This is a genomic window from Salibacterium lacus, assembly GCF_042684865.1.
GTDB lineage: Bacteria > Bacillota > Bacilli > Bacillales > Marinococcaceae > Salibacterium > Salibacterium lacus.
This window is the reverse complement of sequence record NZ_JBHUML010000002.1, coordinates 301,516-325,487: the sequence shown is the minus strand read 5'-3', so window position 1 is coordinate 325,487 and position 23,972 is coordinate 301,516. Positions and strand designations below refer to the sequence as shown.

Below are 23,972 nucleotides of genomic sequence, written 5' to 3'. Positions count from 1 at the left end.
GTCCTCACCTCACCATCAAAGATATGTTTCCCGACACAATAATTAATGTCAGTGCCAGAAAAAACATAAAGGATACGGCTGCCAGAGCAGCAAACATCGACAGCACCGTTTTTCCAAGAACTGATAGTGCCTCCAGCAGCGGACCGTCACCAAGCGGCTGTACCAGCGCTGCAGTGAAATGGAATATGAAACTGATAACAAGCACTTTGATGGCAGGAAACGCGCAGATAAGAAACAATATAGCAAGACCGGCAAGACCAACGGTGTTTTTTAGAAGAACGGAGGCACCAAGAGCCGTATCAGCAGCATCAGTAAACACCCTTCCTATGACCGGTACAAAATTTCCTGCAATAAACTTGGCAGTCCGGATCGCAACACCGTCTGTTACAGCGGCTGTAGCTCCCTGAACCGATATCACTCCGAGAAAAATTGTAAAAAAAACAGCCAGAATTCCCATCGCTGTCCTACGCAGCAGCTCCGCCAGTTTTGTCAGTTTGATGTGCTCATTCAAACTGCTCACAATACTTAACACAGCGGAAAAAAACAGCAGCGGCAGAATAATGTTCTCAATCAACATGCCGCTCGACTGTACAAGAAAAACAACCAGCGGATGAAAAAGAGCCGAAGAAGCTGCCGCTCCACTTGTGGCGAGCAGCGCAAGCATCAAAGGGAGAAGGGCAATCATGAAATGGACCATGCCTCCGACCGTTTCTTTCACGTAATCCATGGCGAGATAGAAACTATTCAAAGCAATAACAATAAAAACGAGAAAAACGACAGCGTATGCTGCTTTATTTACTACTTCTGTTTCGAATGCATTCTGAACAGCTTTAAGCACCGCACTTAACACGGCCAGGATAAGAAGCGTGCCCATCAGCTTTCCATTAGCGGTCACTTCATGGAAAATGTACTTCAAAAAGGCGGTACCCCATTCTTTTGGAGCGAACTGTTTTTCCCCTGTGATAAACTCTTTCAACGATCCTTTCTGCGATTCAGGAAGAAAGGAACCATACTCATTATTAATGTTCTCCCAATACTGTTTGATGTCTGATATATTTACATTTTCCATTTGGTTCTGCTTCATCTCCTGCATCTCTTCCCGGCCTTCTTCTACACCTGTGACTGCAATGGATTCAGCAGGCAGAAACAGAGAAAAAAGGAGACATAGAAAAAGTACAGCCCGTACTTTCATATCATTCACATCCTTAGACGCCGCCTGGAAGCAGGGACATCACCGTTTCAATCAATACCTGAAAAATCGGTACCGCCAGCATAATAATAAGCATCTTGCCGGCCAGTTCAATTTTAGCTGCAATGGATTCCAGTTCTGCGTCTCTTGCCAGATGGGCTCCAAATTCCGCAAGATAGGCAATACCGATGATTTTCAATAATGTCTGGATGTACATCTGATTGATGCCGGCTTGTCCGGAAAGTGTGGCAATGAGCTCCACCGCCGACTGCAGCGGAACCGTCACAAACAAAAAAATCATGCCGCCTGCTGCAAGGGCAATGGCCGAGGCAAGTGCCGGATTTTGTTCCCGCACGATAATAATTAAAAATACAGCAATTAATCCGAAACCGACGATCTGAATGATCTCCACGGGGACCGCCTCCTATCCCTGAAACAGAAAAACACTCTTTATTTTCTGGAATAGTTCATCGATGATGGAAGCGACCATATAAAGGACGACCACAAAGCCGATGAGAGTGACCCAATGGGCCCAGTCTTCTTTCCCCATTTGTTTGAGCACCGTATGAATCATTGCCACAATGATGCCGATCCCGGCAATCTGAAAAATTGTATTTACATCGTAGGCCACCATTGTCCCTCCTTCCTGCAGTAAAACCACCCGCTATATAAACATGACAATGATCAGAAGTCCGGATAAAAATCCCAGCGATTTTGCCATCTTTTCATATCTTTTTTCTTTTTCCTTTGCTTCCTGTTCTTCTTTTTCCAAATGAATCATCGCAAGCCTGATTTGTTTCTGCTGCTGCATCTTTTCGTGTCTTCCGAGGGTGGTACCAAACTGACGGAGAATCTCTTTTTCCCGGAAAGCAAGGGCTGTAAGGGGCCATACATGATCCAGACTTTTCGCCCATGCTTCATCTACATTTCGTTCCCCTTGTTTCAGATAACCAGCAAAGTGGCGGAACAAAAACGAAACAGGAGCAGGAAGCTGACTGCTTATTTTTTGGCTTGCATCCGGAAGCGGGTTCATACCGTACATGATTTCTGCTTCAAAACTTTGAAGTGCCGTTCTTAACTGCCTGAGCTGGCGGGGACGTTCTGTCAGTTGTTTTGCAAATTCAAACCCGGCCCACGTACAGGCCGTGAGAATCAATGCCGCTCCGAGCCAGCTCATCGTTATCCCTCCTGTTCTTCAGTTGTCATGTACCATCACGGCACGGACTTGTCCATTCCTTCGTTGAAGCTGAAGTACGTTATGAAACACGCGGGCGTCCAGCAGCTCTTTAAGCACCGGTCTCTGCTTCAGCTCCTGAAACGAGCCTGCATGGGCACTGCAGAAAACAGATGCCCCGGCGTGCACGGCCTCCATGACAGCATCTGCATCTTCCTGCCTGCCGATTTCATCCACCACGATAATCTCCGGGCTCATGGAACGGATCATCATCATCATCCCTTCGGCTTTTGGACATGCATCCAGCACATCGGTGCGTTTTCCAACTGGAAAGGAAGGGGTACCGTGATAACAGGCGGCAAGTTCCGAACGTTCATCCACTATTCCAACTTTTCTTGATGGAATATTCCACTTTGACACTCCTTCACTGGCCGAATGCGCCAAATCCCGCAGAAATGTTGTCTTACCGGCTTGTGGAGGTCCGTACACAAGGGTATGGCCGCACGGGGGCTTCAACAGCTGTTTAATGTAGGGGCGGGCTGCCCCCTGATGATGGGCGGCTTTTCTAATATTGAAGTAGCGGACATGTTTGATCGACTGAATGATACCATTCTCCCGCACCACCTGGCCGCCAATACCGACCCGGTGCCCTCCTTTTGTCGTGATGTATCCCTGCTTCATCTCTTCCTGGAAAGCATACAGGGAATATTCGCTCAGCTGGTGTAATGTATATTCCATGTCTTCTTCTGTCATGACATAGAAGCGTCCGTTTCGATCACTCAGAAAAGTTGTGCCATACGCCGTCGTTACTTCGACCGGCTGGTGGATCCGCAGTCTTATTTCTTCTACATCGTCTTTACCGGAAATCCAAGCAAGCGGCACGTGCAGGTGAACCGGGAGAAGGGAGAAGATCTGTTCCATGGTTGTCCTCCAGGGCTTTTTATACATCATATTCACAGAACAGACCGCTAGAACCAGTACAAAATATCCTATATAAATCGTTACACTCACACAGAAGCTGTGATTATAAAAACAGATTGATACAAAAAAAGTTCCGGACGATTTATAAATCGTCCGGAACTTTTAATCTTAGTAATAAGGTTTTTCCGAGCCGTTCTATTACGCCCGGGATACATATTCCCCTTTTCTTGTGTCAATGACCAGTCTGTCTCCTTCGTTAACAAAGAAGGGAACCTGTACTTTATATCCTGTTTCAAGCACGGCCGGTTTGGATCCGCCGGAAGCGGTATCGCCTTTGATGCCCGGTTCTGTTTCGGACACCTCAAGTTCCACGTTGTTCGGCAGTTCCACTCCGAGCGTTTCGGTTCCATACGACATGATTTTCACTTCCATGTTTTCTTTCAGAAAGTTTAATTCATATTGAATCTGGTCACTCGTCAATTCCATCTGGTCAAAGCTCTCCATATCCATAAAGGTATGGGCATCGCCGCTGGAATAGAGATACTGCATATTCCTGTTTTCAATATGAGCCCGGTTGATTTTCTCTCCGGCCCGGAACGTTTTTTCCTGAATGTTACCACTGCGGAGACTGCGTAATTTTGTTCTCACAAACGCAGCACCTTTCCCCGGTTTCACGTGCTGAAAGTCTACAACCGTCCAGATATCGTCTTCGACTTCCACTGTTAATCCTGTTTTCAAATCATTTACTGAAACCATATTTCGTTCCTCCATCTCTGCCAAATCAATTTTTCTTTTCCACTATAACACATGTACAGCGTATTCACGATTTACTGTCCCAGAATCATTAACTCCTTCGGGGAGTTCGACAATGTTTTGTTTCCATATTCTGTCATTACGATGTCGTCTTCAATTCGTGTACCGCCGATTTCCGGCACGTAAACACCGGGTTCCACCGTCACAACCATACCTGGTTCAAGTACTTTGCCGGACTTTGGAGAAAGTCTTGGTCCTTCATGTACTTCCAGGCCAAGCCCGTGTCCCAGACCATGTCCGAAATACTCTCCGTATCCCTGTTTCACGATATGATCTCTTGCCACTGCATCAGCTTCAGCTCCTGTCATCCCGGGCTTGATTTCCTCGAGGGCTTTCAACTGTGCTTCATACACCACCTGATAAATTTCCCGAAGCCTGCTTGGAGGTTCCCCTACCGCTACCGTGCGTGTAATATCGGAACAGTATCCTTGAAAATAAGCGCCGAAATCGAGCGTCAAAAGTTCGCCGCTCTGCATCGCTTTTTCTGATGCTGTCCCGTGGGGAAGGGCGCTTCTCGTCCCTGATGCAGCAATAATATCAAAAGAAGAAGAAACCGCTCCTTCACGACGCATAAAAAATTCAAGCTCATTGCTGACATCTATTTCTTTCACACCCGGCTTTATGTATGACGTGATGTGCTCAAATGCCCGGTCTGCTATATCAACAGCCTGCTGCAGCACGTTTAGTTCCTCTTCACTTTTGATAAGCCGGATTTCTTCCAACAGACCACTCAGCGGCTTCAGCTCTGCTTTTGTGTGCTGCTGCAGTGACTCGTAGCCGGCGTAGCTGACGTTGTCTTTTTCAAAGACAAGCGTGGCAGCCTGTTCATTTTTGAGCAGTTCTCCTGCTTTTTCATAAACAGAAGAGGTGTGCCGTACTACTTCAAAGCCGGGACATTGTGCTTCAGCCTGTTCTATATACCGGAAATCCGTAATAAAGTAAGCTTTCTGTTGTGTGATTAATACTGCCCCTGCTGTGCCTGTAAATCCACTTACATAGCGACGGTTGGCAGGGCTGTCAATAATAATGGCATCAGCTCCCCGGCCGCGCAGCTGTTCTCTTACATGTTCTATTCTATTTATCATCGTGTTCCCTCCCGACTTCTCCGAACCGTTACCTTTCAGTGTATCATAAGCCCCTTTTTTTGAATAGTTTAAGCCTGATGATGCTGTATGACTTTGTATTCATACGATATCGAGTATCCGATAAACACACCGTACGTCACGTACAGACAAATTGTTGTTACAAGATCGGTAAGGCTCATCGATGTAATATGATCTTTACCCGGAAACAGGGGATGAAGAAAATAAAAAACAATCACCCACAATGCAGCACCGTAAACAGCACCAAGCCAGATGGACTCCCACTTCTGAAAAAGAATACGGTACAAAAAAGCTGTACATACCGAAAGCAGCGCAATAACTGCTATTCCGGCAAAATGACCGAGGTAGGTGTCTTTCCATTCCGGCAGCGCCCATGGCTGGACAGCCATTGCAGGGCCCATCTCCGTGAAATTCAGTAGATAGGCCGCATATCCAACCAGGCCCCATATCAGTCCACCGAAAAATCCAATTCCAGCTGCTTTCTGATTGTAGATCCATTCTTCGTTCACTGCTCCACCTCCTACTTGTTATTATGGTGGAACCTTCGTGCTTTCATACGGTGGTACCGGAACATTCGTTAAATTTTATGTGTATTTTCTTCAGAAAAGGGAATGGTAAGATAATAAGATTTATCTTCTATCAGATACATTTCTGTTTATTTCACAGTCTATTGTGGAGGAAAAAGGATGTATCGTGTAAAATGGAAGTAATAAGAATGTTCAAACGATTTGAGGACGGACAATGGTCTCCTGTTCCTGCACGTATGAACGGTATCATTCTGTTGAAAGATTACCCTTTGGAGGTGATGTCATGTCCAGGTTTCCAGTAAATCCTTTCCTTCTTGTTATTTTCGGCCTTGCGGTTATCGGGCTCGGTTATCAGCTTGTTACCGATCCATTCGGATTCCTGATGTACATCCTGGTCGGTACAGCAGTTGCCGCCGGTCTGTATTTATTGTTTACCAGAGTGCTTATGAAGCGGTCATCGGTGAACCAGTTTCAAAAAACAGCAGGTCCAAAAGCCGGAAGCGGCAGAGACGCAGCCTCATACAAAAAATATCAAAAAGCGGTCAAACAGCAGAATAAAAATAAATCATCGCAAAAAGGTTCTCCCCGCACAGCAGGCAGACGCCGGAAGGACCATAACTTAACCGTTATTGAAGGCAGGAAAAACAGGAAGAAAAATCGGGCTCTTTTTTAAACGGAGCCTGGTTTTTTGTTTATGACAAATGACATCCCGTTATCTTTCAACGTAACGTATTGGGAAGCAGAGGTGCAAAAAGGGGGAGAGGATGTTTATGGGGTGGACAGTCGTTACAGAGGATTGGTTCTTGGTAATCATAGCTGCCCTTTTATACTGGACAATGGATAAGCCGGCAGGGGGCAGACTTCTTATCGTGCTGGCGCTCAGCATTTATTTCCATGGTCTCATTAAGCAGATGTTTCTTCCTGTTCCAGATAACGGAAGCGGCGGGTTTACATTTCCCGCCAAACAGGTTCAGACTGCCGTCGCTTTCTGGGGATATCTTCTATTCGAGTTCAGAGACAGACGATTTACCTGGATTTCCTTTGGTATGATTCTGATTGCCGTAGGAATAACTGTCCTTTACACTTCTCATACTCCGGAAGATATTTTTATGGGAGGACTTATCGGAGCATTCATCGTTTATGTGGTGTACAGATCGATGGACTGGATTGGAAGCATGCCGGAACCGTTTCTGTTCTCGTTTTCTCTCGTGTTCCCCTCTTCTCTCCTTCTCCTGTTTCCGGACGGTGCTCTTTATGCAGGGCTTCTTCTCGGTTCAGGCGCGGGGTACAGCGTGGAGAGGCTGAAATGCCGGATGACTGTCACCACTGCGGCCTATAAAAAAATGATAACCGCTGTTATTGGAGGAGCCGGTCTGTTATTAATTATTGCAGCGGGTCGTCTTTTACCGTCCGTTTCCGTGCTGTTCTTTCTTCACGCTGCGGCGGTTGGTTTATGGATCACCCTTTTCCTCCCCTTTTTGTCCGTGCGGCTGGGATTAAATCAACAATCCGGAAAATTTCAGACATTGGAGTGATGATTTAATCAACAGGAGGGAATTTTCGGTTCAGAAATCGTTTCGTTTCCGTTTTACCGATTTGAATCAACTCTTTTTTCTGAAGAACATCGAGATCAAACTGAGTGCTTTTAATATTCTCCACCGGCAGAAATACGATATTTTCAGCCTGCTGTCTGGAGATATACCGCAGATCATGCGCCTTTCGCATCGTGGAAAACAGGGACTGATAAAGGCGGAGTGCATTCTTGATTTTAGGAGACGGCTGTTCATCCTGAAGGGAAGGAGACAGCTGAAAACCAATCACAGGTCTCCGGCACTGGCCGGTCTGTTCATCCCGGAAGAGCCAAAGAGGAAAATTGCTGAGAATTCCGCCGTCCACAATAATGTGGACGTTTCTTTTTTTCGTCCTCCATTTAACAGGTTGAAAAATATAAGGAAGCGTGCAGCTCATTTTGACCGCGAGTGCCACCGGAAAACGTTTGGGATCAACTCCGTATTTCGGAAGATCATCCGGCAGTATCAGGAGACGTCCCTCTGTCAGATCCGAGGCGATAAGTTTTAATGAACCTTCAGGAAGATCCTGAAACGTATAAATGCGTTTAGCGGCAAGCAGTTCATAAATCCATTTCTCGAGTTTATCGCCTTTATAGAGCCCCATTCTCCAGTACACCGAAATCCAGGAAATCCATGGGAAACGTTCGTTGAGAAACGTCTCTTCCACAATGGTAGAGCTTTGCAGCGGCATAAAGACGGACCGTAGTTCTTTGGACGTGTATCCCGCCTGGATCAGGGCTGCCATTAAAGCTCCCGCACTGGTTCCTGCTGTACGCTCAAAGGTATACCTCTTTTTTTCAAGTTCCTGAAGCGCTCCGATAAAAGCAAAAGCCTTTACTCCACCGCCGGCAAACACACCGTCTATGTTCATACCGTTCACCCTTTATACTCATACTTGTGATGATATCGTATGGGCTCTGAACGATAATTGTGAAAAGAACAAAACACAGCGGTGCTTCACGGTTGAACCCGGGATACAGCATCAGGGTTCGTTATTCCGCTGGACTTCTTTCAGGATCTGCACTCTTTCTTCCTTCTCCTGGAAATACTGCACAACGTCGCCGATACGATCGATTGCCTCCCAGCTTAAATGATGTTCAATGCCTTCCACATCATTATAAATAAAGGTTTCATCCACGCCGATCAAGTGAAGGAAATCTTCCAGCAGTTCATGCCGGTAAACAAGCCGTTTTCCGACTTTTTTTCCTTTAGCCGTGAGTACAAGCCCCCTGTATTTTTCATACACAAGGTACTCTTTCTTGTCCAGTTTCTGGACCATCTTCGTCACAGAAGAGGGATGCACTTCCAGAGCTTCAGCGATATCCGACACTCTCGCGTACCCTTTTTCTTCCATCAATTTATATATACGTTCCAGGTAATCTTCCATACTTGGTGTAGGCATGAATGTTCCTCCAATACGTCCAAAACATTTACATGGATCATTACGTTTCCCTCTCAGTATACAGCAACGTAGAGCCAAGGACAAAGCCGGGATTGGAAGAAAGAAAAAAACAGGATGCGCCGCCTTCTTTCTTCTGCAGCAATATGTGTTACAGTTGATGCATACGAACACTTGAAACAGGAGGACATAATGATGCAGTATGTATGGGCACATGATCAATTAACCCCGCAGGAAGAAGCCGGGGTGCACCTGCAGGACCGGGGGTATTATTTTGGGGACGGGATTTATGAAGTCATCCGCCTGTATGACGGAAAACCTTTTTTATGGGATGAACATTTCGAACGTTTTGCAAGAAGCGCCGCTGAACTGGATCTTCCTTTTCCTAAACCCCTGGAACACATCATGCAGGATATGCTGACTCTTATTGAAGCCAACCACGTGCATAACGGAATCATTTACCTGCAGATGACAAGAGGAGTACAGGAACGAAATCACCTCTATTCAAGAGATATGATACCTGTCATCACCGCATTCACAAAAGAAGAAGACGTTCCCTCCCATCTGCAGGAAGAGGGAATCACGCTTTGGGCTGTCGAAGATATCCGGTGGCTTCGTTGTGATATTAAAACGATAAACCTGCTCGGCAATGTCATGGCCAAACGAAGCGCGGAGGACAATGGATGCCATGAAGCGCTTCTTCACCGCGGTCATACGGTAACAGAAGGCTCTTCCACAAACGTTTTTATGGTGCAAAACGGGGTCATTTATACCCATCCTGCAGATAACTATATTCTAAAAGGAATCACAAGGCAGTTTATTCAAAAACTTTGCATCGAAAAGGGGATTCCCTTCGAAGAAACAGCTTTTACACTCGAAGACCTCCAGGACGCAGATGAATTGTTTATTGCCAGCACCAGTCATGAGATCGTTCCCGTCAACCACGTATCAGGTACGATGGAAAAAACACTGCCGTCCCGCTCCCTGACCGATCAGCTGCAACAGTCTTTTCAGGAAAGGAAGCTCTCTTAATTTTCACTTACGAAAAAAACCGGCTTCCTCCTCTGAGAAACCGGTTTTTTTCAGCTTCTATGTTCTTCCCTTTCTCAGCGCCGGTAATTCCACTCATCGGTGTCATACTTTTCAGCGGCCAAATCACGCACAAGTTTCTCCTGCTGTTCGGTTAACGTGTAAGGCTCCCAGTTCACGTTCAATCCGTCGGCAAATCCTTCATGAAAAGCCTTTGAAACCTGTTCCATCGTTACCTTTGCGCTGGTCAGCTCATTAATGGCAGCAGCTTTCTTTTTAAACCCTTTCTGCATCCGTTCTCTTACTCTGTCACTTGAATACTTGAACAGATCAAACAGTTTGTCTTCTTCGAGTTCGAGAAGAATCGAACCGTGCTGCAAAATGACACCCTTCTGTCTCGTCTGGGCGCTTCCGGCTATTTTTCTTCCTTCCACCACGAGTTCATACCACGACGGCGCATCAAAACAGACAGCCGACCTCGGGTTTTTCAGAGACTCTTCCTCTTCCTTCGTACGCGGGATGGAAAATTCAGCATGGAGTCCAAGTTTCCTGAACCCTTCCAGAATGCCTTCAGAGATTACGCGGTACGCTTCCGTAACGGTCTCCGGCATTTCGGGATGATCTTCGGACACGATTACACTGTAGGTCAATTCTTTATCATGCAGAACACCACGGCCTCCCGTTGGACGTCTTACAAAGCCAAGTCCGTGTTTTTGAACAGCGTCGAAATCAATATCTTTATGTACTTTTTGAAAATAACCGACAGACAGTGTAGCCGGATCCCAGCCGTAAAACCGGACAACAGGTGGAATACTGCCTTCACTGTGCCACTGCATCAACATCTCATCCATTGCCATGTTCCATGCCGGAGGGCAGCTGCCGGAGTCTATGAAGTACCATGTTTCTTTTGTCATGTTCTCCCCCGCTTTCTCTGGAAACTTTTCACTTCTGTATAAATAGTGTAACAATTTCAGGGATGAATCAAAAGTTTCCCGGCTTTGAAAGAATTAAACTTTGCTTACACACGCAATCCTTATTATAATACACCTTGTAGTCTTGTACATGTAAAGGAGGAGTGGGAATGACGTTAACATGGACCTTATGGGGAATTTTGCTTGTTGTCCTGATCGTACTTCTGTTCCGGCGCTTCAAAAAACCGGGATTCTTAACAGAATTGACACAGGAAGAGTTTATTAAAGGATACCGGAAAGCACAGCTGCTTGATGTCCGGGAACCTCGTGAATACAATGGCGGTCATATTCTGGGCGCCCGTAATCTACCGCTGTCCCAGCTGAAGCAGCGTATTAACGAAATCAGGGAGGATCAGCCTGTCTATTTATACTGTCAATCGGGTGCACGAAGCCGCCAGGCCGCCCGTATTATTCGTAAAAAAGCCGGAAACAGTGATATTTATCAGTTAAAAAAAGGGTTCAAAAAATGGACGGGAAAGATCAAGCAGAAAAAATAGTGCAGCATCATTAAAAAGAGTCTGGAACAAAAGCTTTAAAAACACAAAGAATGCCGGACGATTTAAAATAATCGTCCGGCATTCTTTGTTTTTAACATACACCGCTAGTGCCGGCATCCTTCGCTTTCCCTCCATAGCATAAGGACAGAGGCGGTGTACGGTGGTTTGTAGAACATGGAGGAGTTTGTATGTGTCGTTCAGGCTGGGTGGACGGACATTCTTGGAAATGGTCCGAAGGCACTTTAGAGGTTGTGCGTCCCCGTAAACGTCGTTCGGCCTGCCGCCTGAGGCACTTTAATGTATACGGTATCCCTCCAAACGTCATCAGGCATGATTCACAAAGCACTTTAGAGGGTTTCGTGCCCCTGTAAACGTCACCCGAGAACAAATCTACGCTGCGTTCAGCAGGAAAAAGAAGGAGCCGGCGCCTTTTGACTCCGCTGCCAAGCGGCTCCTGTACAACGCCGCAGGACACTCGTGTTTTCCTGCGCCTGTTTTCGTTTTGTCCCAGACTCGTTTTTTTGTATATCCCTCTCCTCTATACTGTGCGATGCATAAAATTACTTCCGTTTGAACATAACTACCCTTAACGATGTTCCAAAAAAGGAGAACGAATATTATGACGGCGGAACTAAACTTTCATCCGGATTGGGAGTTGTTTCCTCATACTATCCGGACAACGGAACAGCTTTCTTCCTGGGAGCAGTTTCAGCTTGCCTATGAGGCTGAACAGTGGAAGGCGGTACCCGACTTTGACGGATTGCTGTGCCTGCGTCATATTACGGGAGTGGACCTTTATCCACATCAGGAACAAACAGCGAAACGGGTACTGGAAGAGATGGATGGCAGAGCGATTCTTGCCGATGAAGTCGGTCTCGGTAAAACCATTGAAGCAGGACTGATCTTAAAGGAATACATGGTGAGGGGTCTTGTTAAAAAGGCGTTGATTCTCGTGCCCGCTTCGTTAACCGGACAATGGGCACAGGAAATGCAGAGCAAATTCCTGATTCCTGCTGCTGTGCAGCAAAAAACATATGTATGGGAGGAAGCGGACGTGGTGATTGCCTCCATCGATACAGCCAAACAGCCCCCGCACCGCGATATCGTACTTAATCAGGACTATGATATGGTTATTTTCGATGAAGCTCATAAGTTAAAGAATCCCAAAACCAAAAACTATGAATTTGCAAGACTCGTAAAAAAAACATTTTGTCTTATGCTGACGGCAACCCCGGTGCAGAACAATCCCGCCGAACTTTTTCATTTAATTCATCTATTAAAGCCTGGTCTCCTCGGCAGTCAGCAAGAATTTAAGCGGCTGTTCAAAGAAAAAGGAGAACAGGAAGTGAAGCATATTGTACAGCAGGTGATGGTAAGAAACCGAAGGGAAGAAACGGAAATATCATGGACGAAACGGAAGGTTCATTCCGTTTATATTTCGTTGACCCCGCAGGAACAGGATTTCTACGATTCCCTGAAAAACCTGTCGTCAGCAAACGGAGAACCGTTTCATGGTTTCACTTCGGTAACGCTGTTGCGGGAATCCTGCAGCAGTAAAGAAGCGGCATATGGAACGCTTGCGAACATGTACGAAAAAGAAGAGCTTTCTGAAGAGACGTTCACCAGTCTTCTGGAAAACATTCAGAACATTGACACCAACAGCAAGGCTCAAAGAGCACTCGACATTATCCAGAGTACAGAGGATAAAGTGGTTCTTTTCACCGAGTACCGCTCGACCCAGCTTTATCTGCAATGGTTTTTCAAGCAATACGGTATACTATCGGTTCCTTTCCGGGGTGGTTTCGGGCACAGCAAAAAAGAATGGATGCAGATGATTTTCCGGGACCGCGCCAAAGTAATGATTGCCACAGAGGCCGGCGGTGAAGGAATCAATCTTCAATTCAGCAGTACCATCATCAACTATGACCTTCCCTGGAATCCGATGCGGCTCGAACAGCGGATCGGCCGGCTTCACCGGTTAGGACAGGAAAAAGACGTGCAGATTTACAACATGGCTGTCCGGCAGACCATTGAAGAACATGTTCTTGCGTTACTGTACGAAAAAATTCACTTGTTTGAAAATGTAATTGGTACATTGGACACCATTTTGGATTCTGATTTCGGCGAAGAAATGGAGCAGTATATCACCGACACGATGCAGCACTCGGAATCCGAACGTGAAATGGAAGTGAAGCTGAACCATCTCTATGCACTTATGGAAAATGAATCCGGACAAAAAGGAGGGTAACCACTTTGGGGGAGGATCTGCTGCAGTATATTCACCGGTATTTTGAAACGAACGGGGCTTCTATTCTGCACCGCTCCAATCACTCCATCCAGATCAAATTGACAGAAGCGCTGGACCGGGAGTTGATGAACCGGCCTTTTTACTGGCATTACGTTAAAAAAACAGGAGGAACACCGGAACCGATGACGCTCACGTTTTTCACGGAACAACCAAAAGAACGCTCGGAAAAAGGAGAATGGCTGCACGTCGGGACGCCGAGGCTGCATCAAATTTTTGAATCCGCCCGAAGCAAAGGGATATGGTGTCTACTCTATGAACATCACGAAACGCAGCAGACTCCGGCTCCCCTTTACCCCTGGCTCGTTGTTAATGTAAAATTCTCCTTTGTTTCCCACCAACGCAAAGATAAAATCATGTCTTACGGATTGCAGCTCATACACGGGCAGCTCGTTTATAATATGATGGAAAACCTGCAGCCGCTAAGTCTTGAACCTATCATTGCAGATCACTCCTTTCCGATGGCTTCGCTTATTCAGGTGGAAAGCGGCCTCCGGCGGATTAAGAATGAAGCACGCCGCTTTGTCGATGATCACCCTGATGACTGGGCCGAAAAAGCGGAAAAAAAGATGCTTGAAGAGCTGGCGCTGCTTCATGCCTACAATCAAGCTGTATCCTCTACCTGGGAGGATTATGAAAAGGAAAAAGACGATATACGCAGCAGGTATCATCCATCGGTGCACATAGATATCAGCAACAGCGGTCTGTTTTATTTGTCCCAATCCTCCTTTTAGTCCCTATAAAGATGGATATCAATCCCCGCATGGGCAGAACAAACAAAACGCTTCCAATTATCTGAAATGATAACCGGAAGCGTTTTGTTGTTCTTCAAAAGTTTAATATACCAGCCTTTGTCCATCAGTCAGCTTGACGGGGCTCCGCTTATAAAAATTGTCATGATGGAGAACCATCCGAATACAAGCAGAGACAATCCGGCGAATCCGAATCCCAAAAAGTTCCTTCTTTTTATTTCACGGACGGTTGCGACACCACAGAGGATGGCAACAACGAGCATGGTAATTCCAAAAGCCATGAAAAATCCCCCTTCTGTTCGATAACCGAGGTATCGAATAAGTCTCATTTCTACATTCATGTTGATTTTATTATACCTTTTTTCCTAAAGACATGCATCCATTAATTTAAGCTTTTTTCCACCGAATTATGTTAAAATACCCCCAAATAAAAGATTAAAAATGGAGGATGAGAGCATGAACTGGGAGACCATACCTTTAGGACCCATTCAGACTAACTGCTATCTGCTGTATAATGACAAAGGAGAAGCGGTTGTTTTTGACCCCGGCGGAGATGAAGAGGTGCTTCACGGTAAAATCCGTTCCCTCGGGCTGCAACCGCGAGCTGTGCTTTTAACACACGCGCATTTTGACCATATCGGCGCTGTTGATTCAGTTCGGAACACATATGACATTCCGGTATACGTTCATACAAAAGAAGCGGATTGGCTGACAGACCCGGAGAAAAACGGGTCCTCCCTTTTTCTGAACGGCGGGGTGTCTGCTTCAAAAGCGGATCATCTGATCACAGAAGAAGGCACTCTTACAGCCGGTCCGTTTTCTTTTGAAATAATGGAAACCCCCGGACATTCGCCGGGCAGTGTTTCCTTTTATTGCGAACCCGTACAGACCGTTTTTTCCGGCGACGTGCTGTTCGCCGGGGCTATTGGCCGGACGGATCTGCCGGGGGGAGATCATTCACAGCTGCTGAATGTCCTGCATGATAAAATGCTTGAACTGCCGGAAGAAACTTATGTTGCCTGCGGTCACGGTCCATGGACAACGATCGGCGCGGAAATGGACAGCAACCCGTTCCTGAATGGTTTTTAACAACCGGGAGGCACCGTTAAGAAGAAAAGCACAGAGCGTCCTGCCCCCCCGTAAATACACGGCGCTTCATACAACCCGTTATAGTTCAAAAAGAAGCTGCCCTATCCCACGGGCAGCTTCTCCTCGTTACCGGTATGTACATTCCGGACCTCTCCGTTGTATCTAGTGAAAGCCCGGATTCATGATAAAGGTTGAGTAATACGTGAAGCTGACAAAAAATAATGTCAAATAGGCTCCAAAAATGTAAATGTACATCCGCTCCGTCAATTTCATGTATCCCAGTGCTACAAAGAAAGCTGTTTGAGCAAAAAACAGCACGGCCATATTGAACATATCACCTACAAAAAACAATACAGCGAATACAGCTGTCCAAAACCCAAGCATTCGGTACATGCGGTCCATATTCTTCCCCCCCTGTCAGAATCCTAAAACATTCGGATGATGATAACTAACCATATTATATACGAGGGATGTAATCGTTGTAAACGTTTTTCCTGCTCTTGTGTGAACGGCACTTATGGTTTTCTCCGTTTCTGCCACGCCACTTTAAACGAAAGCGGAAGAAGTCCAAACCACCGGAATCCAATACGCTCCGGCCGGAAACCATGCCGTATTTTCTCTTTTTTTCCACTGCCGATTCTCGTTTCCAATGCTTCGACCGCTTCCATGATGAGATACTTTAAAAATGGGTTAGGTGTCACAGACTTCCTCCCTTTCTGCTTTGTGCTTTATGCATGAATATTCTTTTTAAGGATAACCGGTCTGCGGCTGTTTTATTCTGTTTCTTTTTGGCGCGGTTCAATATAATAAGAGCGCGTCCTTTCGTGTCCGTCCGCTGTAACCGCCTTGAATGTCAGATGGATACGTGCATCGGAAAGCACTACCTCCTGCCATTTTACATATCCACCCGGAAAACGATACGTCTGATTTTCGTTTTCCGCCCCATTTTCTTTTTCGCTTCTCCACTTTTGTTCCCCATTCCGCAGGAGCCATTCCAGCTGAAGCACCTGTTCTTCTTTAGACACACTCTGCTTCTCGTTAACAAAAACCGCCGCTTCAACAAATAATAAAGACGAAAACAGAAAACAGATAATCAGAAGAATCGGCATTACGGTTCCCTTTTCACCCAATACACATGCTCCTTTTCTGTCAGCGGTCTTTTCCCAATAACCCCCTGCCACGTCCTCCCCTGCCTGTCTACAACGGATACCTCGGCTCCGTATGGGGCAGCTTCAGCTGAGAAGCCTTTCACATTCTGAAGGACGATTTCGTAGCCGGTTCCATTTGTTCTACGGATAATCCGCCCGTTGGAAAGACTATACTGCCGCTCATTTCGGTGTTCTTTAAGCATCAGGCCGTTTTCTTTTGTCTCCAGTTCATAAGCATAATTCATATCCTCCTGGAGCTGCTGAAAAAAGATCTGTATTTCCTGGTTGGAGGTGGTCTCCCGTTTTTCCCACAACGGCAGAACCTGCACAATCACTGCCGAGCAGATGAACAGGATACTGAGTGATAAAAGCACTTCAATAAGTGTCATGCCGCTTTGATTACGAAAGAAAGAACAGGCATTTTTCATAAAAACGGCCATTTGTTCCCTCCCATTGCAGACAGAGATTCGTGCCGGATGGCGTTGAATGCCTGGACCATTTATACATCCCCTCCCGGTCTCCTGTCTCGACACCCGGTCGATAATAAGTGGATGTAAGCGCCTCTTTTTCCAAAAGATAAAGAGCCGTTCTTTCTTCATTTACCGTTTTTTGTTCCTCCATGCTGCGTTGATAAACCGGAAGGAAAATAAGCGAGAACAGCGAAAGGACCGCTAAAGCTGTTACGGCCTCCATTAAAGTAAAACCCTTTTCATCTTTGTTCAATGTAGACCCTCCCTTTTCCAACCAGGACGACAAGTTTATAACTTGTATGCGGAGTCTGTATAAACACTGTTCCGGCCTTTCTTGCGTTTCCATTGCTTTTAAAGCCGATATCATCAAATGTCATAGTACTGCGCTGGAACGATACCCCTTCAGGAAGCTCCCGCGTTTGAAGAGGGGCTTCCCAATACGAGCCTTTCCTCATGTAATAAGACTCTTTTGTATCCTGAAAATAAATCCATTCCTGATCGGCATAGGCCAGCTGCTGAGCCGTGCGTAAATCTTCCTCAAGCACTTCCAGAAAATAGTCAACCTGTTTTTTATCATGCATCGTATGGAGGTGCAGAACAGGAACGGCTGTCATTATGGAAAGGACAGCCAGTACAAGGATCATTTCCACGAACGTGTGTCCCTGTTCTGCCGATACGACATCCTTCACTGCTCTGCTTTCGTCACAGTACCGTCCTCATTCAACGTAAGCGCCGTCTGGTCAGGACATGTGATGGTTTCCACGTATCCTCCTTCTTTTAAATCAGCAAGCGATGATGCCGGGGTTTCATGTTCGACCCTGTATGCGCCTGCCTGGGCTTCCAGGAGATTGACCGTCGCATCACATCCTTTCGACTGTGCCACGTCGTTATTTTTCACCATATTCGGTACGGCAATGAGTAGAAGAACGGTTATAATGAGAAGAACCACCATCATCTCTATCATTGTAAAAGCGGACTCATTTCGGATATGTTTTCTCATGCATTTCCCCTTCTTTCTGTCGTTTTGGTATTCAGGACACGAAGCAGAGTCATGATATCTTCTTCCTTATTGCTTTCAAGTGCTTGCAGCCGTTTCTCCAGTTCGACGATTTTTGATTCAAATGGCAGCGGAGAAACGATGGTCAGGGAACGAAGCATTCTTTTTCCTTCTTTCTTTGTATGATTCCGTAGTAAGCGGCTTTCACATTTTCACTTCTGTGAACGGAAAATGATGGCTGCCGATACTCCGGTGAATCATCAGCAGGAGTAATCGGCCCCTGCTAATGAATGTTTTACATTACTGCATGGAACTCATTAATTGAAACATGGGAAGAAACACGGACAGGAACATCCCCAGAATAATCATCCCTATAATCAGAAACAGGACCGGCTGCAGTATCATTACCGTTTTATTTATCCGTTCCTCAAGGACTTCAAGCATCCGTTCCCCGTAAAATGCGAGATCTTCTGCCAATCTCCCGGAAACCTGGCCGTGCTGAATGACATATTTCATGTCACCGCGGTACCAGCCGGATTCCTCCACAGCGGTATACAATGTTTTCCCTTCCTTGAGCTTTTGTTTCAATCGGCTTCCTTCCATTTGGAAAAAGGGAAAATGGTGCTGTTTTTCAAACACAAGACAGACTTCGTATATCGAAACACCTCCTTTCAGCATGCTGCTGAACTGAAGAGAAAAATAATAGGTAAGAAAAAGTTTCAGGTAGGAACTTATCCATGGAAGGCGGTACAAAGAGGCGTATTGGCGCTGAGGTGTAAAATGCCGGAAACGGCGCATGTAATAGATGAAACCCGTCAACATAAGTGGCAGCAGCATGGCCGCAGCATACGGCGCGTACTGAAACAGCTGCAGCATCATCCGGGTAAGCACCGGAAAATCCATATCCAGCGACTGAAAAAGCAGGCGGAATGAGGGAAACAAATAATTCACCATAACAACAGCAATCATAAAAAGGATCCACATTAACACAACAGGATAGCGCAGAAGTTTCTGCATCGAACCCCGGATTTTTATTCTTTTTTGATACAGCTCCCCTGCTCCTTTCAGTCCGTCGGAGAGAAAACCTCCTTGTTCCGAAAAGAAAACGTACGCCGCCACATCTGCGGGAAATTCGTGCCGGTGGAGCACTTCATGAAAACCGGTGCCTGTTCGCAGTTCTTCACTCATCTGCAGTACTTTTTCTTTTATATTGTATGGTTGTTCCCACGAGATAAGCTGGAGCGCCTGGTCAAGAGGATAACCCTGCTCGAGTAATGTGCCGGTTTTCATTAAAAAATCAGATCTGGCTTCTTTCGCCCACCCGCGCCTTTCAAACATAAGCCGGCTCCTTTCTGTATTCCGGCTGAAACAGACCCAGGCTGTAACCTTTGACCCTTTGGTTGTTCCTGGAGATTGTCACGGAGGACGCGTGCCCGCTCAGGCATTGATGCAGTTCGTCTGCTGCTAATATGTCAAAAAGAGCGGTGCGGGAGGTGTGCCTGTAATGGGTGCAGTAAATGGAGCAGGGCTGACTTTTGCACAGAGGACAATAACGTGGTGCAAGTTCCTGGGACGTGACGCAGAGAAGAATTTCTTTTAAATCAGTGGAGAGGCACCCTAAATCCTGCAGCCGCTGCACGGCCCCCTGTGCCGTTCCTGCATGCATGGTCGTCAACACCAGATGGCCGGTCAAAGCCGCCCGCACAGCCATGGCAGCGGTATGCTCATCGCGGATTTCACCAATCATCAAAACATCAGGATCATGGCGGAGAGAAGACTTCAGCAGTTCCCGGTACGTCAAGCCGGCTTTTTCATTGACTTCCGTCTGAATAAACGACTCATCCTGTATTTCCACCGGATCTTCCACACTGACGATTCGGGCCCCGCGTCCGGCCAGTTCATGTAAAAATGCATACAGCGTTGTCGTTTTCCCCGAACCGGTTGGTCCGGTCAAAATCAGCATACCTTGTCTTTGTTCTAAAAGAGAAGAGAAATAGGATGTTACTCGGGAGGTATAAGATATAGAGGAGAGTTGGAAAAATTCATGCTGCGGAAGCAGCCGGACCGCCAGACTTTCCCGTTGGAATGCCGGCAATGTGGAGAAGCGGAGATTTACCGGGGGACTTGTGTTTTTAAGTAACAGCGATCCATTCTGCGGACGCCTTTGTTCCCCTATGTCCATGCCCGCCCGGAATTTGAAATGAGCGGTCAATCGTTCAGCATATCGTATACTCATACTGCTGACCGGGCGTAAGCGTCCGTGAATCCGGAAGAATAAACTTGTTTTTTTCCTGCCCGGCTGCAGATGAATATCGGTAGCATGCAGGTGCAGGGCCTGCTCGATTAAACGCCGGCTTTCCTGTTCCATATTGTCCAAATTGTCACCTTCCTTTTTATTAACATAATATTATTATTCTGCATGTTTTACAAAATCCCTTCTTTTTCTCAAAAAAATTTTTGCATAGTATTTCACTGTTCTGCTTATCCTAATGATTGACACTGGGATGTAGCCAAGCGGTAAGGCATCGGATTTTGATTCCGTGATTCGCAGGTTCGAACCCTGCCATCCCAGCCATTTACATACATTTTGTTCTATTCCATGCTTATGATTCATATAAAAAAAGACATAGATACAAAAATCCGGACGACGTTCTTTCATTCCGATATGGAATGCGGCATCGTCCGGATTTGTTATGCTGTATCTTTCCTTTACAAAACGTTTATATTGTCAGACCTGTGCTGTGGTCCAATCGCTGCGTCCGGTTCCTGCACTTTCTATGGAGCGGGATGCAGCTGCCTTCATTCAGAAGACACTTCTGCTTCCCATTCATTCGGCGCATTCTGAAGTATTTTACTGTTTATTTTCCACCGATGTCAGTTTTTCCGTTATATTGTGATTTTCTGCGTCGCGCCGGTCATCAATCCGGATGTTGGTGGATACACGAGCGGCACCACGCTGAAACGGAATCTCATGGAGTTCTTTTACAATGGATAAGAGATCTTCCAGTTTCCCTTCCAGAACCGTTCCCATAGGCGTGAGTTGAGAATTAATTTTTTCCGAATGGTTATCAAGCACCTGCTGCATGGCAGCAACATCTTCACTGATGCTGGTTGACGCTGTTCCTACGGGGACAACTGTGATATCTACGATTGCCATTTGATCAACCTCCTTTGGTGGATCAGGTTTTTTCTCTTCCAGTACGTGCGGAAATTCCTTCTCTGCCAGTGCCCTGTAAGCTTCCAGTGCGGTCCGGAGATGACGGCGGTCCGGTTCCGCGCAAGAAATACGGCGCTGCACCATGTATGAGAGGAACAGTACCGGATATCGGATGCTCTTCATGGAAGGAAGCTGTATGATTCGGTGCAGTACCATAGATAACGGAAAGGCCGTGTAGGATGCAGCTGCAAGTCCCGTCATCCATGAAAGCCCTGGCAGTGTTACCAAAAACCCGACCGCAGTCAATAAAAAGTAAAGAACCACTGTGTTTGTTGAACAGTAACGGTTTGTGATGAAGGATCTTCTGATGCGGTACAAATTCCGCCCTTTTTTGATCCCCTTAAAACTGAAAATCTTATGCTCCGCTCCGTGAAATTGACGCAGTTCCTTTGGAAAAAAGAAATGGGTTCCCATCAGAAAGTACAATAAGCCGTAGAAAGGCAGGCCCGGAACTGCAGCTTCGATGAAGAACTGCAAAACAAACGGCACAATAACGGAACACATAAGCAGGGCACCAATACTCCTATACCACAAAGGCATGGCACGAAAAACATGCAGCAGCATATTCGTAATGGAAGAAAAGGTCAAAGGAATCACAGCTGCTGCCGGTCCGTCCTTGTTCCATTCCGCCCACCCGGCGTGTTCTCTTCCGATAAAAATAACTCCGTTTTGATACGATAATCCTTTCATGAAGATTCCTTTTCTGCTGCATCTGAATTATGTTCGACAAAGTTTTCAATCACCCAGTAGAATGAATTGCTGTTATCTCCGTGAAAAGAAGGATCAAAAAAGCGGGTATTCGATGTTTCCAGACCACCGTGTTCTTCCCATGTATGAAGGTAGCTGATAACCACCCGTTTATTCTGCAGGTTTGAGTTCGTACGAACGTTTATCGTTCCGCTGCTGCCAATTGTCTGATTCTCTTCCATCTTATTAGGTACAGCAAATAGAACTCCGTCTGACGTGGCTTCGGGCTCTAATTTCCTTTCATTTCCATCATTTAGATGAAGGAGAAGTTCTGCGTTCTCCACCTGGCTTCCGCTCACAGGATCCCCATTGTCTTTTAGAAACGTGATTCCGATATAGTCCGTTCCGTGAAGTCCGTCACTCGGCATATGCCCCCATTCCCACGAGGCTGTCAGGCTGGCGCCGTTCCCGCCTGGTTCCAGCGTGCTTTCCCACTGTACTTCTTCTGAAAGATTTTCATTTGTCACTTCTTCTGCCTGATTGATGTAAAACCCGCCGCCTATGAAGAGAAAAATCATTAACGTAATCGGCAGGAGGACAACGAGTTTATTTCCTTTGAACATTCTTTTCCCTTTCCCTTCTGAACCGGAACATATTTGTTGAAGCTCCCGGCTTGGCTACAGAAACTCTGATCCAGCAATACCCGGGTTCGTCATTTCTTTGGAATCCAGGATTTTATCCAGCTCTTCTTCATTTAAGATATCACGTTCCAAACAGATTTCCCGGACGCTTCTGCCGGTGTCAATCGCTTCTTTGGCAATACGCGACGCTGTTTCATACCCAACATGCGGATTAATGGCGGTTATGATGCCGACACTTCTCTCGACAAGGCTGCGGCAGTGCTCTATGTTGGCCGTGATTCCGCTGACACCGTGTTCACGAAAGACATTCAGCCCGTTCTGAAGAACAGACAAGGACTGCAGCAGATTGAATACGAGTACCGGTTCCATGACATTCAGCTCCAGCTGTCCGGCTTCTGAAGCAAGGCTTATCGTGTGATCATTGCCAATCACCTGAAAGGAGACCTGGTTGATAACTTCACACATGACAGGATTTACTTTTCCCGGCATAATCGAAGATCCGGGCTGTCGGGACGGGAGGTTAATTTCGTTCAGCCCGGTGCGCGGTCCGGAACTCATAAGACGGAGGTCATTTGACATTTTCGACAAATTGATGGCATGTACTTTCAAAGCAGCGGATAATTCTGTATAAGCGTCTGTATTCTGCGTTGCGTCCACAAGATTTTCGGCGCTGTAAAACGGGAAACCGGTCAGTTCCGATAAGTACTGGGGAACTTTTGAAATATAGTCTGTATTGGCATTCAGTCCGGTTCCCACAGCTGTTGCTCCCATGTTGATTTCATAAAGGTGATCGACAGACTGCCTGATTCTCTTCAAATCCCGTGCCAGTACCCGGCGGTATGCGCTGAATTCCTGGCCGAGACGGATTGGAACCGCATCCTGTAAATGGGTGCGCCCCATTTTGATCACATCATCGAATTCTGTTTCTTTTTGCTTCAGGGTCTGGAGAAGATGATCCAGGGCTGTTGTCAGTCCTTTGGCCAGATGGAGACATGCAATATGTATGGCCGTCGGAAAGGAATCATTGGTGGACTGACCCATATTAACATGAGTGTTCGGGCTGACCATGAGATAATGTCCTTTTTGACCCCCGAGTATTTCAATCGCACGGTTGGCGATGACCTCGTTGGCGTTCATGTTGAAAGAAGTGCCTGCCCCCCCTTGGATAGCATCGACAATAAACTGGTCATTAAATTTCCCTTCAATGACTTCCTCTGATGCTTCAATAACCGCACCAGCAATATTGCGGTTCAACATTCCCGCATCCCTGTTTGCCATGGCAGCCCCTTTTTTTACATAACCGAACCCTTTAATCAGCTCGGGATGCGGCGGATAATTTGTAATTGGAAAGTTTTCTTTTGCGCGGATGGTCTGTATACCGTAATAAGCCTCGCCCGGGACCATTTTCTCTCCAAGGAAATCCTTTTCTGTGCGGTAATCAGTCATTCCATCTTCTCCTTCAATGCTTTATG

Annotated in this window: 32 protein-coding genes and 1 tRNA gene; 8 read left to right on the top strand and 25 right to left on the bottom strand. The window is 46.4% G+C overall.

The features are described 5' to 3' along the window. Nucleotides 1–4: 4 nt before the first annotated feature. The 8 genes from spoIIIAE to ACFSUB_RS02400 all read right to left on the bottom strand — a co-directional run bounded on the left by spoIIIAE (nt 5) and on the right by ACFSUB_RS02400 (nt 5,709). The gene (gene spoIIIAE / locus ACFSUB_RS02435; RefSeq protein ID WP_380711591.1) at nt 5–1,192 is read right to left on the bottom strand and encodes a stage III sporulation protein AE; all 1,188 of its coding nucleotides are present in this window, start codon (nt 1,190–1,192) and stop codon (nt 5–7) included. A gap of 13 nt (nt 1,193–1,205) precedes the next feature. Beyond that, nucleotides 1,206–1,601: a stage III sporulation protein AD gene (spoIIIAD, locus tag ACFSUB_RS02430; protein WP_090925816.1), complete on the bottom strand. Its 396-nt coding sequence runs from the start codon at nt 1,599–1,601 to the stop codon at nt 1,206–1,208. Between the two features lie 12 nt (nt 1,602–1,613). Continuing rightward, nucleotides 1,614–1,820 carry a stage III sporulation protein AC gene (gene spoIIIAC, locus ACFSUB_RS02425; protein WP_026700262.1) on the bottom strand — a complete coding sequence of 69 codons (207 nt, stop codon included), beginning with the start codon at nt 1,818–1,820 and terminating at the stop codon, nt 1,614–1,616. 33 nt (nt 1,821–1,853) lie between these two features. Continuing rightward, nucleotides 1,854–2,366 (bottom strand): stage III sporulation protein SpoIIIAB, encoded by a 513-nt coding sequence (spoIIIAB, locus tag ACFSUB_RS02420; protein ID WP_380711590.1) that lies wholly within the window; start codon nt 2,364–2,366, stop codon nt 1,854–1,856. An 18-nt stretch (nt 2,367–2,384) separates the two neighbouring features. After that, entirely contained in the window at nt 2,385–3,284 is a 900-nt protein-coding gene (spoIIIAA, locus tag ACFSUB_RS02415) for a stage III sporulation protein AA (RefSeq protein ID WP_380711589.1), read from the bottom strand. A 198-nt stretch (nt 3,285–3,482) separates the two neighbouring features. Next, the gene (gene efp / locus ACFSUB_RS02410) at nt 3,483–4,040 is read right to left on the bottom strand and encodes an elongation factor P (protein ID WP_380711587.1); all 558 of its coding nucleotides are present in this window, start codon (nt 4,038–4,040) and stop codon (nt 3,483–3,485) included. A gap of 71 nt (nt 4,041–4,111) precedes the next feature. Next, the gene (locus tag ACFSUB_RS02405; RefSeq protein ID WP_380713155.1) at nt 4,112–5,179 is read right to left on the bottom strand and encodes a M24 family metallopeptidase; all 1,068 of its coding nucleotides are present in this window, start codon (nt 5,177–5,179) and stop codon (nt 4,112–4,114) included. Nucleotides 5,180–5,250: 71 nt separating this feature from the next. Next, nucleotides 5,251–5,709 carry a YqhR family membrane protein gene (locus tag ACFSUB_RS02400; protein WP_380711585.1) on the bottom strand — a complete coding sequence of 153 codons (459 nt, stop codon included), beginning with the start codon at nt 5,707–5,709 and terminating at the stop codon, nt 5,251–5,253. Between the two features lie 301 nt (nt 5,710–6,010). On the opposite strand from ACFSUB_RS02400, the gene ACFSUB_RS02395 reads away from it, so the two are divergent. Together ACFSUB_RS02395 and ACFSUB_RS02390 are read left to right on the top strand one after the other, a co-directional pair. Beyond that, nucleotides 6,011–6,400 (top strand): SA1362 family protein, encoded by a 390-nt coding sequence (locus ACFSUB_RS02395; protein WP_380711584.1) that lies wholly within the window; start codon nt 6,011–6,013, stop codon nt 6,398–6,400. A gap of 97 nt (nt 6,401–6,497) precedes the next feature. Beyond that, nucleotides 6,498–7,262 (top strand): hypothetical protein, encoded by a 765-nt coding sequence (locus ACFSUB_RS02390; protein ID WP_380711583.1) that lies wholly within the window; start codon nt 6,498–6,500, stop codon nt 7,260–7,262. 4 nt (nt 7,263–7,266) lie between these two features. Here the strand turns inward: ACFSUB_RS02390 and ACFSUB_RS02385 are convergent, their stop codons facing one another. Together ACFSUB_RS02385 and mntR are read right to left on the bottom strand one after the other, a co-directional pair. Further along, nucleotides 7,267–8,169 (bottom strand): patatin-like phospholipase family protein, encoded by a 903-nt coding sequence (locus ACFSUB_RS02385; RefSeq protein ID WP_380711582.1) that lies wholly within the window; start codon nt 8,167–8,169, stop codon nt 7,267–7,269. A gap of 111 nt (nt 8,170–8,280) precedes the next feature. Next, complete coding sequence (gene mntR, locus ACFSUB_RS02380) at nt 8,281–8,700, bottom strand: transcriptional regulator MntR (RefSeq protein ID WP_380711581.1); 420 nt, start codon at nt 8,698–8,700, stop codon at nt 8,281–8,283. A 189-nt stretch (nt 8,701–8,889) separates the two neighbouring features. Between mntR and dat the strand changes: the two genes are divergently transcribed. Further along, a complete protein-coding gene (gene dat / locus ACFSUB_RS02375) occupies nt 8,890–9,729 on the top strand; it encodes a D-amino-acid transaminase (RefSeq protein ID WP_380711580.1) in 840 nt (279 codons plus the stop codon). A 74-nt stretch (nt 9,730–9,803) separates the two neighbouring features. On the opposite strand, the gene ACFSUB_RS02370 is transcribed toward dat, so the two are convergent. After that, the gene (locus tag ACFSUB_RS02370; RefSeq protein WP_380711579.1) at nt 9,804–10,640 is read right to left on the bottom strand and encodes a lipoate--protein ligase family protein; all 837 of its coding nucleotides are present in this window, start codon (nt 10,638–10,640) and stop codon (nt 9,804–9,806) included. A gap of 167 nt (nt 10,641–10,807) precedes the next feature. Here ACFSUB_RS02370 and ACFSUB_RS02365 point away from each other — a divergent pair, with 167 nt between their 5' ends. The 3 genes from ACFSUB_RS02365 (at nt 10,808) to ACFSUB_RS02355 (ending at nt 14,233) form a co-directional block, all read left to right on the top strand. Further along, nucleotides 10,808–11,194: a rhodanese-like domain-containing protein gene (locus ACFSUB_RS02365; RefSeq protein ID WP_380711578.1), complete on the top strand. Its 387-nt coding sequence runs from the start codon at nt 10,808–10,810 to the stop codon at nt 11,192–11,194. A gap of 619 nt (nt 11,195–11,813) precedes the next feature. After that, nucleotides 11,814–13,442 carry a DEAD/DEAH box helicase gene (locus ACFSUB_RS02360; RefSeq protein WP_380711577.1) on the top strand — a complete coding sequence of 543 codons (1,629 nt, stop codon included), beginning with the start codon at nt 11,814–11,816 and terminating at the stop codon, nt 13,440–13,442. Between the two features lie 5 nt (nt 13,443–13,447). After that, a complete protein-coding gene (locus ACFSUB_RS02355; RefSeq protein WP_380711576.1) occupies nt 13,448–14,233 on the top strand; it encodes a YqhG family protein in 786 nt (261 codons plus the stop codon). A 128-nt stretch (nt 14,234–14,361) separates the two neighbouring features. On the opposite strand, the gene ACFSUB_RS02350 is transcribed toward ACFSUB_RS02355, so the two are convergent. Then, nucleotides 14,362–14,532 carry a DUF2759 domain-containing protein gene (locus ACFSUB_RS02350; RefSeq protein WP_380711575.1) on the bottom strand — a complete coding sequence of 57 codons (171 nt, stop codon included), beginning with the start codon at nt 14,530–14,532 and terminating at the stop codon, nt 14,362–14,364. Nucleotides 14,533–14,707: 175 nt separating this feature from the next. Between ACFSUB_RS02350 and ACFSUB_RS02345 the strand changes: the two genes are divergently transcribed. After that, nucleotides 14,708–15,340: an MBL fold metallo-hydrolase gene (locus ACFSUB_RS02345; protein ID WP_380711574.1), complete on the top strand. Its 633-nt coding sequence runs from the start codon at nt 14,708–14,710 to the stop codon at nt 15,338–15,340. A 162-nt stretch (nt 15,341–15,502) separates the two neighbouring features. Here the strand turns inward: ACFSUB_RS02345 and ACFSUB_RS02340 are convergent, their stop codons facing one another. The 10 genes from ACFSUB_RS02340 to comGA all read right to left on the bottom strand — a co-directional run bounded on the left by ACFSUB_RS02340 (nt 15,503) and on the right by comGA (nt 20,323). Next, entirely contained in the window at nt 15,503–15,742 is a 240-nt protein-coding gene (locus tag ACFSUB_RS02340; protein WP_090925799.1) for a DUF2626 domain-containing protein, read from the bottom strand. A 113-nt stretch (nt 15,743–15,855) separates the two neighbouring features. Further along, nucleotides 15,856–16,041, bottom strand: a complete 186-nt coding sequence (locus ACFSUB_RS02335; RefSeq protein WP_380711573.1) for a hypothetical protein — start codon at nt 16,039–16,041, stop codon at nt 15,856–15,858. A gap of 72 nt (nt 16,042–16,113) precedes the next feature. Next, the gene (gene comGG, locus ACFSUB_RS02330) at nt 16,114–16,470 is read right to left on the bottom strand and encodes a competence type IV pilus minor pilin ComGG (protein ID WP_380711572.1); all 357 of its coding nucleotides are present in this window, start codon (nt 16,468–16,470) and stop codon (nt 16,114–16,116) included. Then, a complete protein-coding gene (locus ACFSUB_RS02325; protein ID WP_380711571.1) occupies nt 16,449–16,928 on the bottom strand; it encodes a competence type IV pilus minor pilin ComGF in 480 nt (159 codons plus the stop codon). The genes comGG and ACFSUB_RS02325 overlap by 22 nt, the downstream gene beginning before the upstream one ends. After that, nucleotides 16,888–17,211, bottom strand: coding sequence for a type II secretion system protein (locus tag ACFSUB_RS02320; protein ID WP_380711570.1), 324 nt, complete (start codon nt 17,209–17,211; stop codon nt 16,888–16,890). Before ACFSUB_RS02320 ends, ACFSUB_RS02325 begins: the two co-directional genes overlap by 41 nt. After that, nucleotides 17,198–17,647: a competence type IV pilus minor pilin ComGD gene (gene comGD, locus ACFSUB_RS02315; protein WP_380711569.1), complete on the bottom strand. Its 450-nt coding sequence runs from the start codon at nt 17,645–17,647 to the stop codon at nt 17,198–17,200. Before comGD ends, ACFSUB_RS02320 begins: the two co-directional genes overlap by 14 nt. Beyond that, nucleotides 17,644–17,958, bottom strand: coding sequence for a competence type IV pilus major pilin ComGC (gene comGC / locus ACFSUB_RS02310; protein ID WP_380711568.1), 315 nt, complete (start codon nt 17,956–17,958; stop codon nt 17,644–17,646). The genes comGD and comGC overlap by 4 nt, the downstream gene beginning before the upstream one ends. Next, nucleotides 17,955–18,116, bottom strand: coding sequence for a hypothetical protein (locus ACFSUB_RS02305; RefSeq protein ID WP_380711567.1), 162 nt, complete (start codon nt 18,114–18,116; stop codon nt 17,955–17,957). Before ACFSUB_RS02305 ends, comGC begins: the two co-directional genes overlap by 4 nt. A gap of 139 nt (nt 18,117–18,255) precedes the next feature. Further along, the gene (gene comGB / locus ACFSUB_RS02300) at nt 18,256–19,293 is read right to left on the bottom strand and encodes a competence type IV pilus assembly protein ComGB (RefSeq protein ID WP_380711566.1); all 1,038 of its coding nucleotides are present in this window, start codon (nt 19,291–19,293) and stop codon (nt 18,256–18,258) included. Further along, nucleotides 19,286–20,323, bottom strand: coding sequence for a competence type IV pilus ATPase ComGA (gene comGA, locus ACFSUB_RS02295; RefSeq protein ID WP_380713154.1), 1,038 nt, complete (start codon nt 20,321–20,323; stop codon nt 19,286–19,288). The genes comGB and comGA overlap by 8 nt, the downstream gene beginning before the upstream one ends. Nucleotides 20,324–20,455: 132 nt before the next feature. Between comGA and ACFSUB_RS02290 the strand changes: the two genes are divergently transcribed. Further along, nucleotides 20,456–20,530: transfer RNA gene (locus ACFSUB_RS02290), tRNA-Gln, on the top strand. 276 nt (nt 20,531–20,806) lie between these two features. Here ACFSUB_RS02290 and ACFSUB_RS02285 read toward each other — a convergent pair. Genes ACFSUB_RS02285 through aspA form a run of 3 tightly spaced genes read right to left on the bottom strand, consistent with a single transcriptional unit; the run spans nt 20,807 to nt 23,946 of the window. Then, nucleotides 20,807–21,862: an MTH1187 family thiamine-binding protein gene (locus ACFSUB_RS02285; RefSeq protein ID WP_380711565.1), complete on the bottom strand. Its 1,056-nt coding sequence runs from the start codon at nt 21,860–21,862 to the stop codon at nt 20,807–20,809. Continuing rightward, on the bottom strand, nt 21,859–22,482 hold the full coding sequence (locus ACFSUB_RS02280; RefSeq protein WP_380711564.1) for a hypothetical protein: 624 nt from the start codon (nt 22,480–22,482) through the stop codon (nt 21,859–21,861). Before ACFSUB_RS02280 ends, ACFSUB_RS02285 begins: the two co-directional genes overlap by 4 nt. 54 nt (nt 22,483–22,536) lie before the next feature. Beyond that, the gene (gene aspA, locus ACFSUB_RS02275) at nt 22,537–23,946 is read right to left on the bottom strand and encodes an aspartate ammonia-lyase (RefSeq protein ID WP_380711563.1); all 1,410 of its coding nucleotides are present in this window, start codon (nt 23,944–23,946) and stop codon (nt 22,537–22,539) included. Between the last annotated feature and the right edge of the window lie 26 nt (nt 23,947–23,972).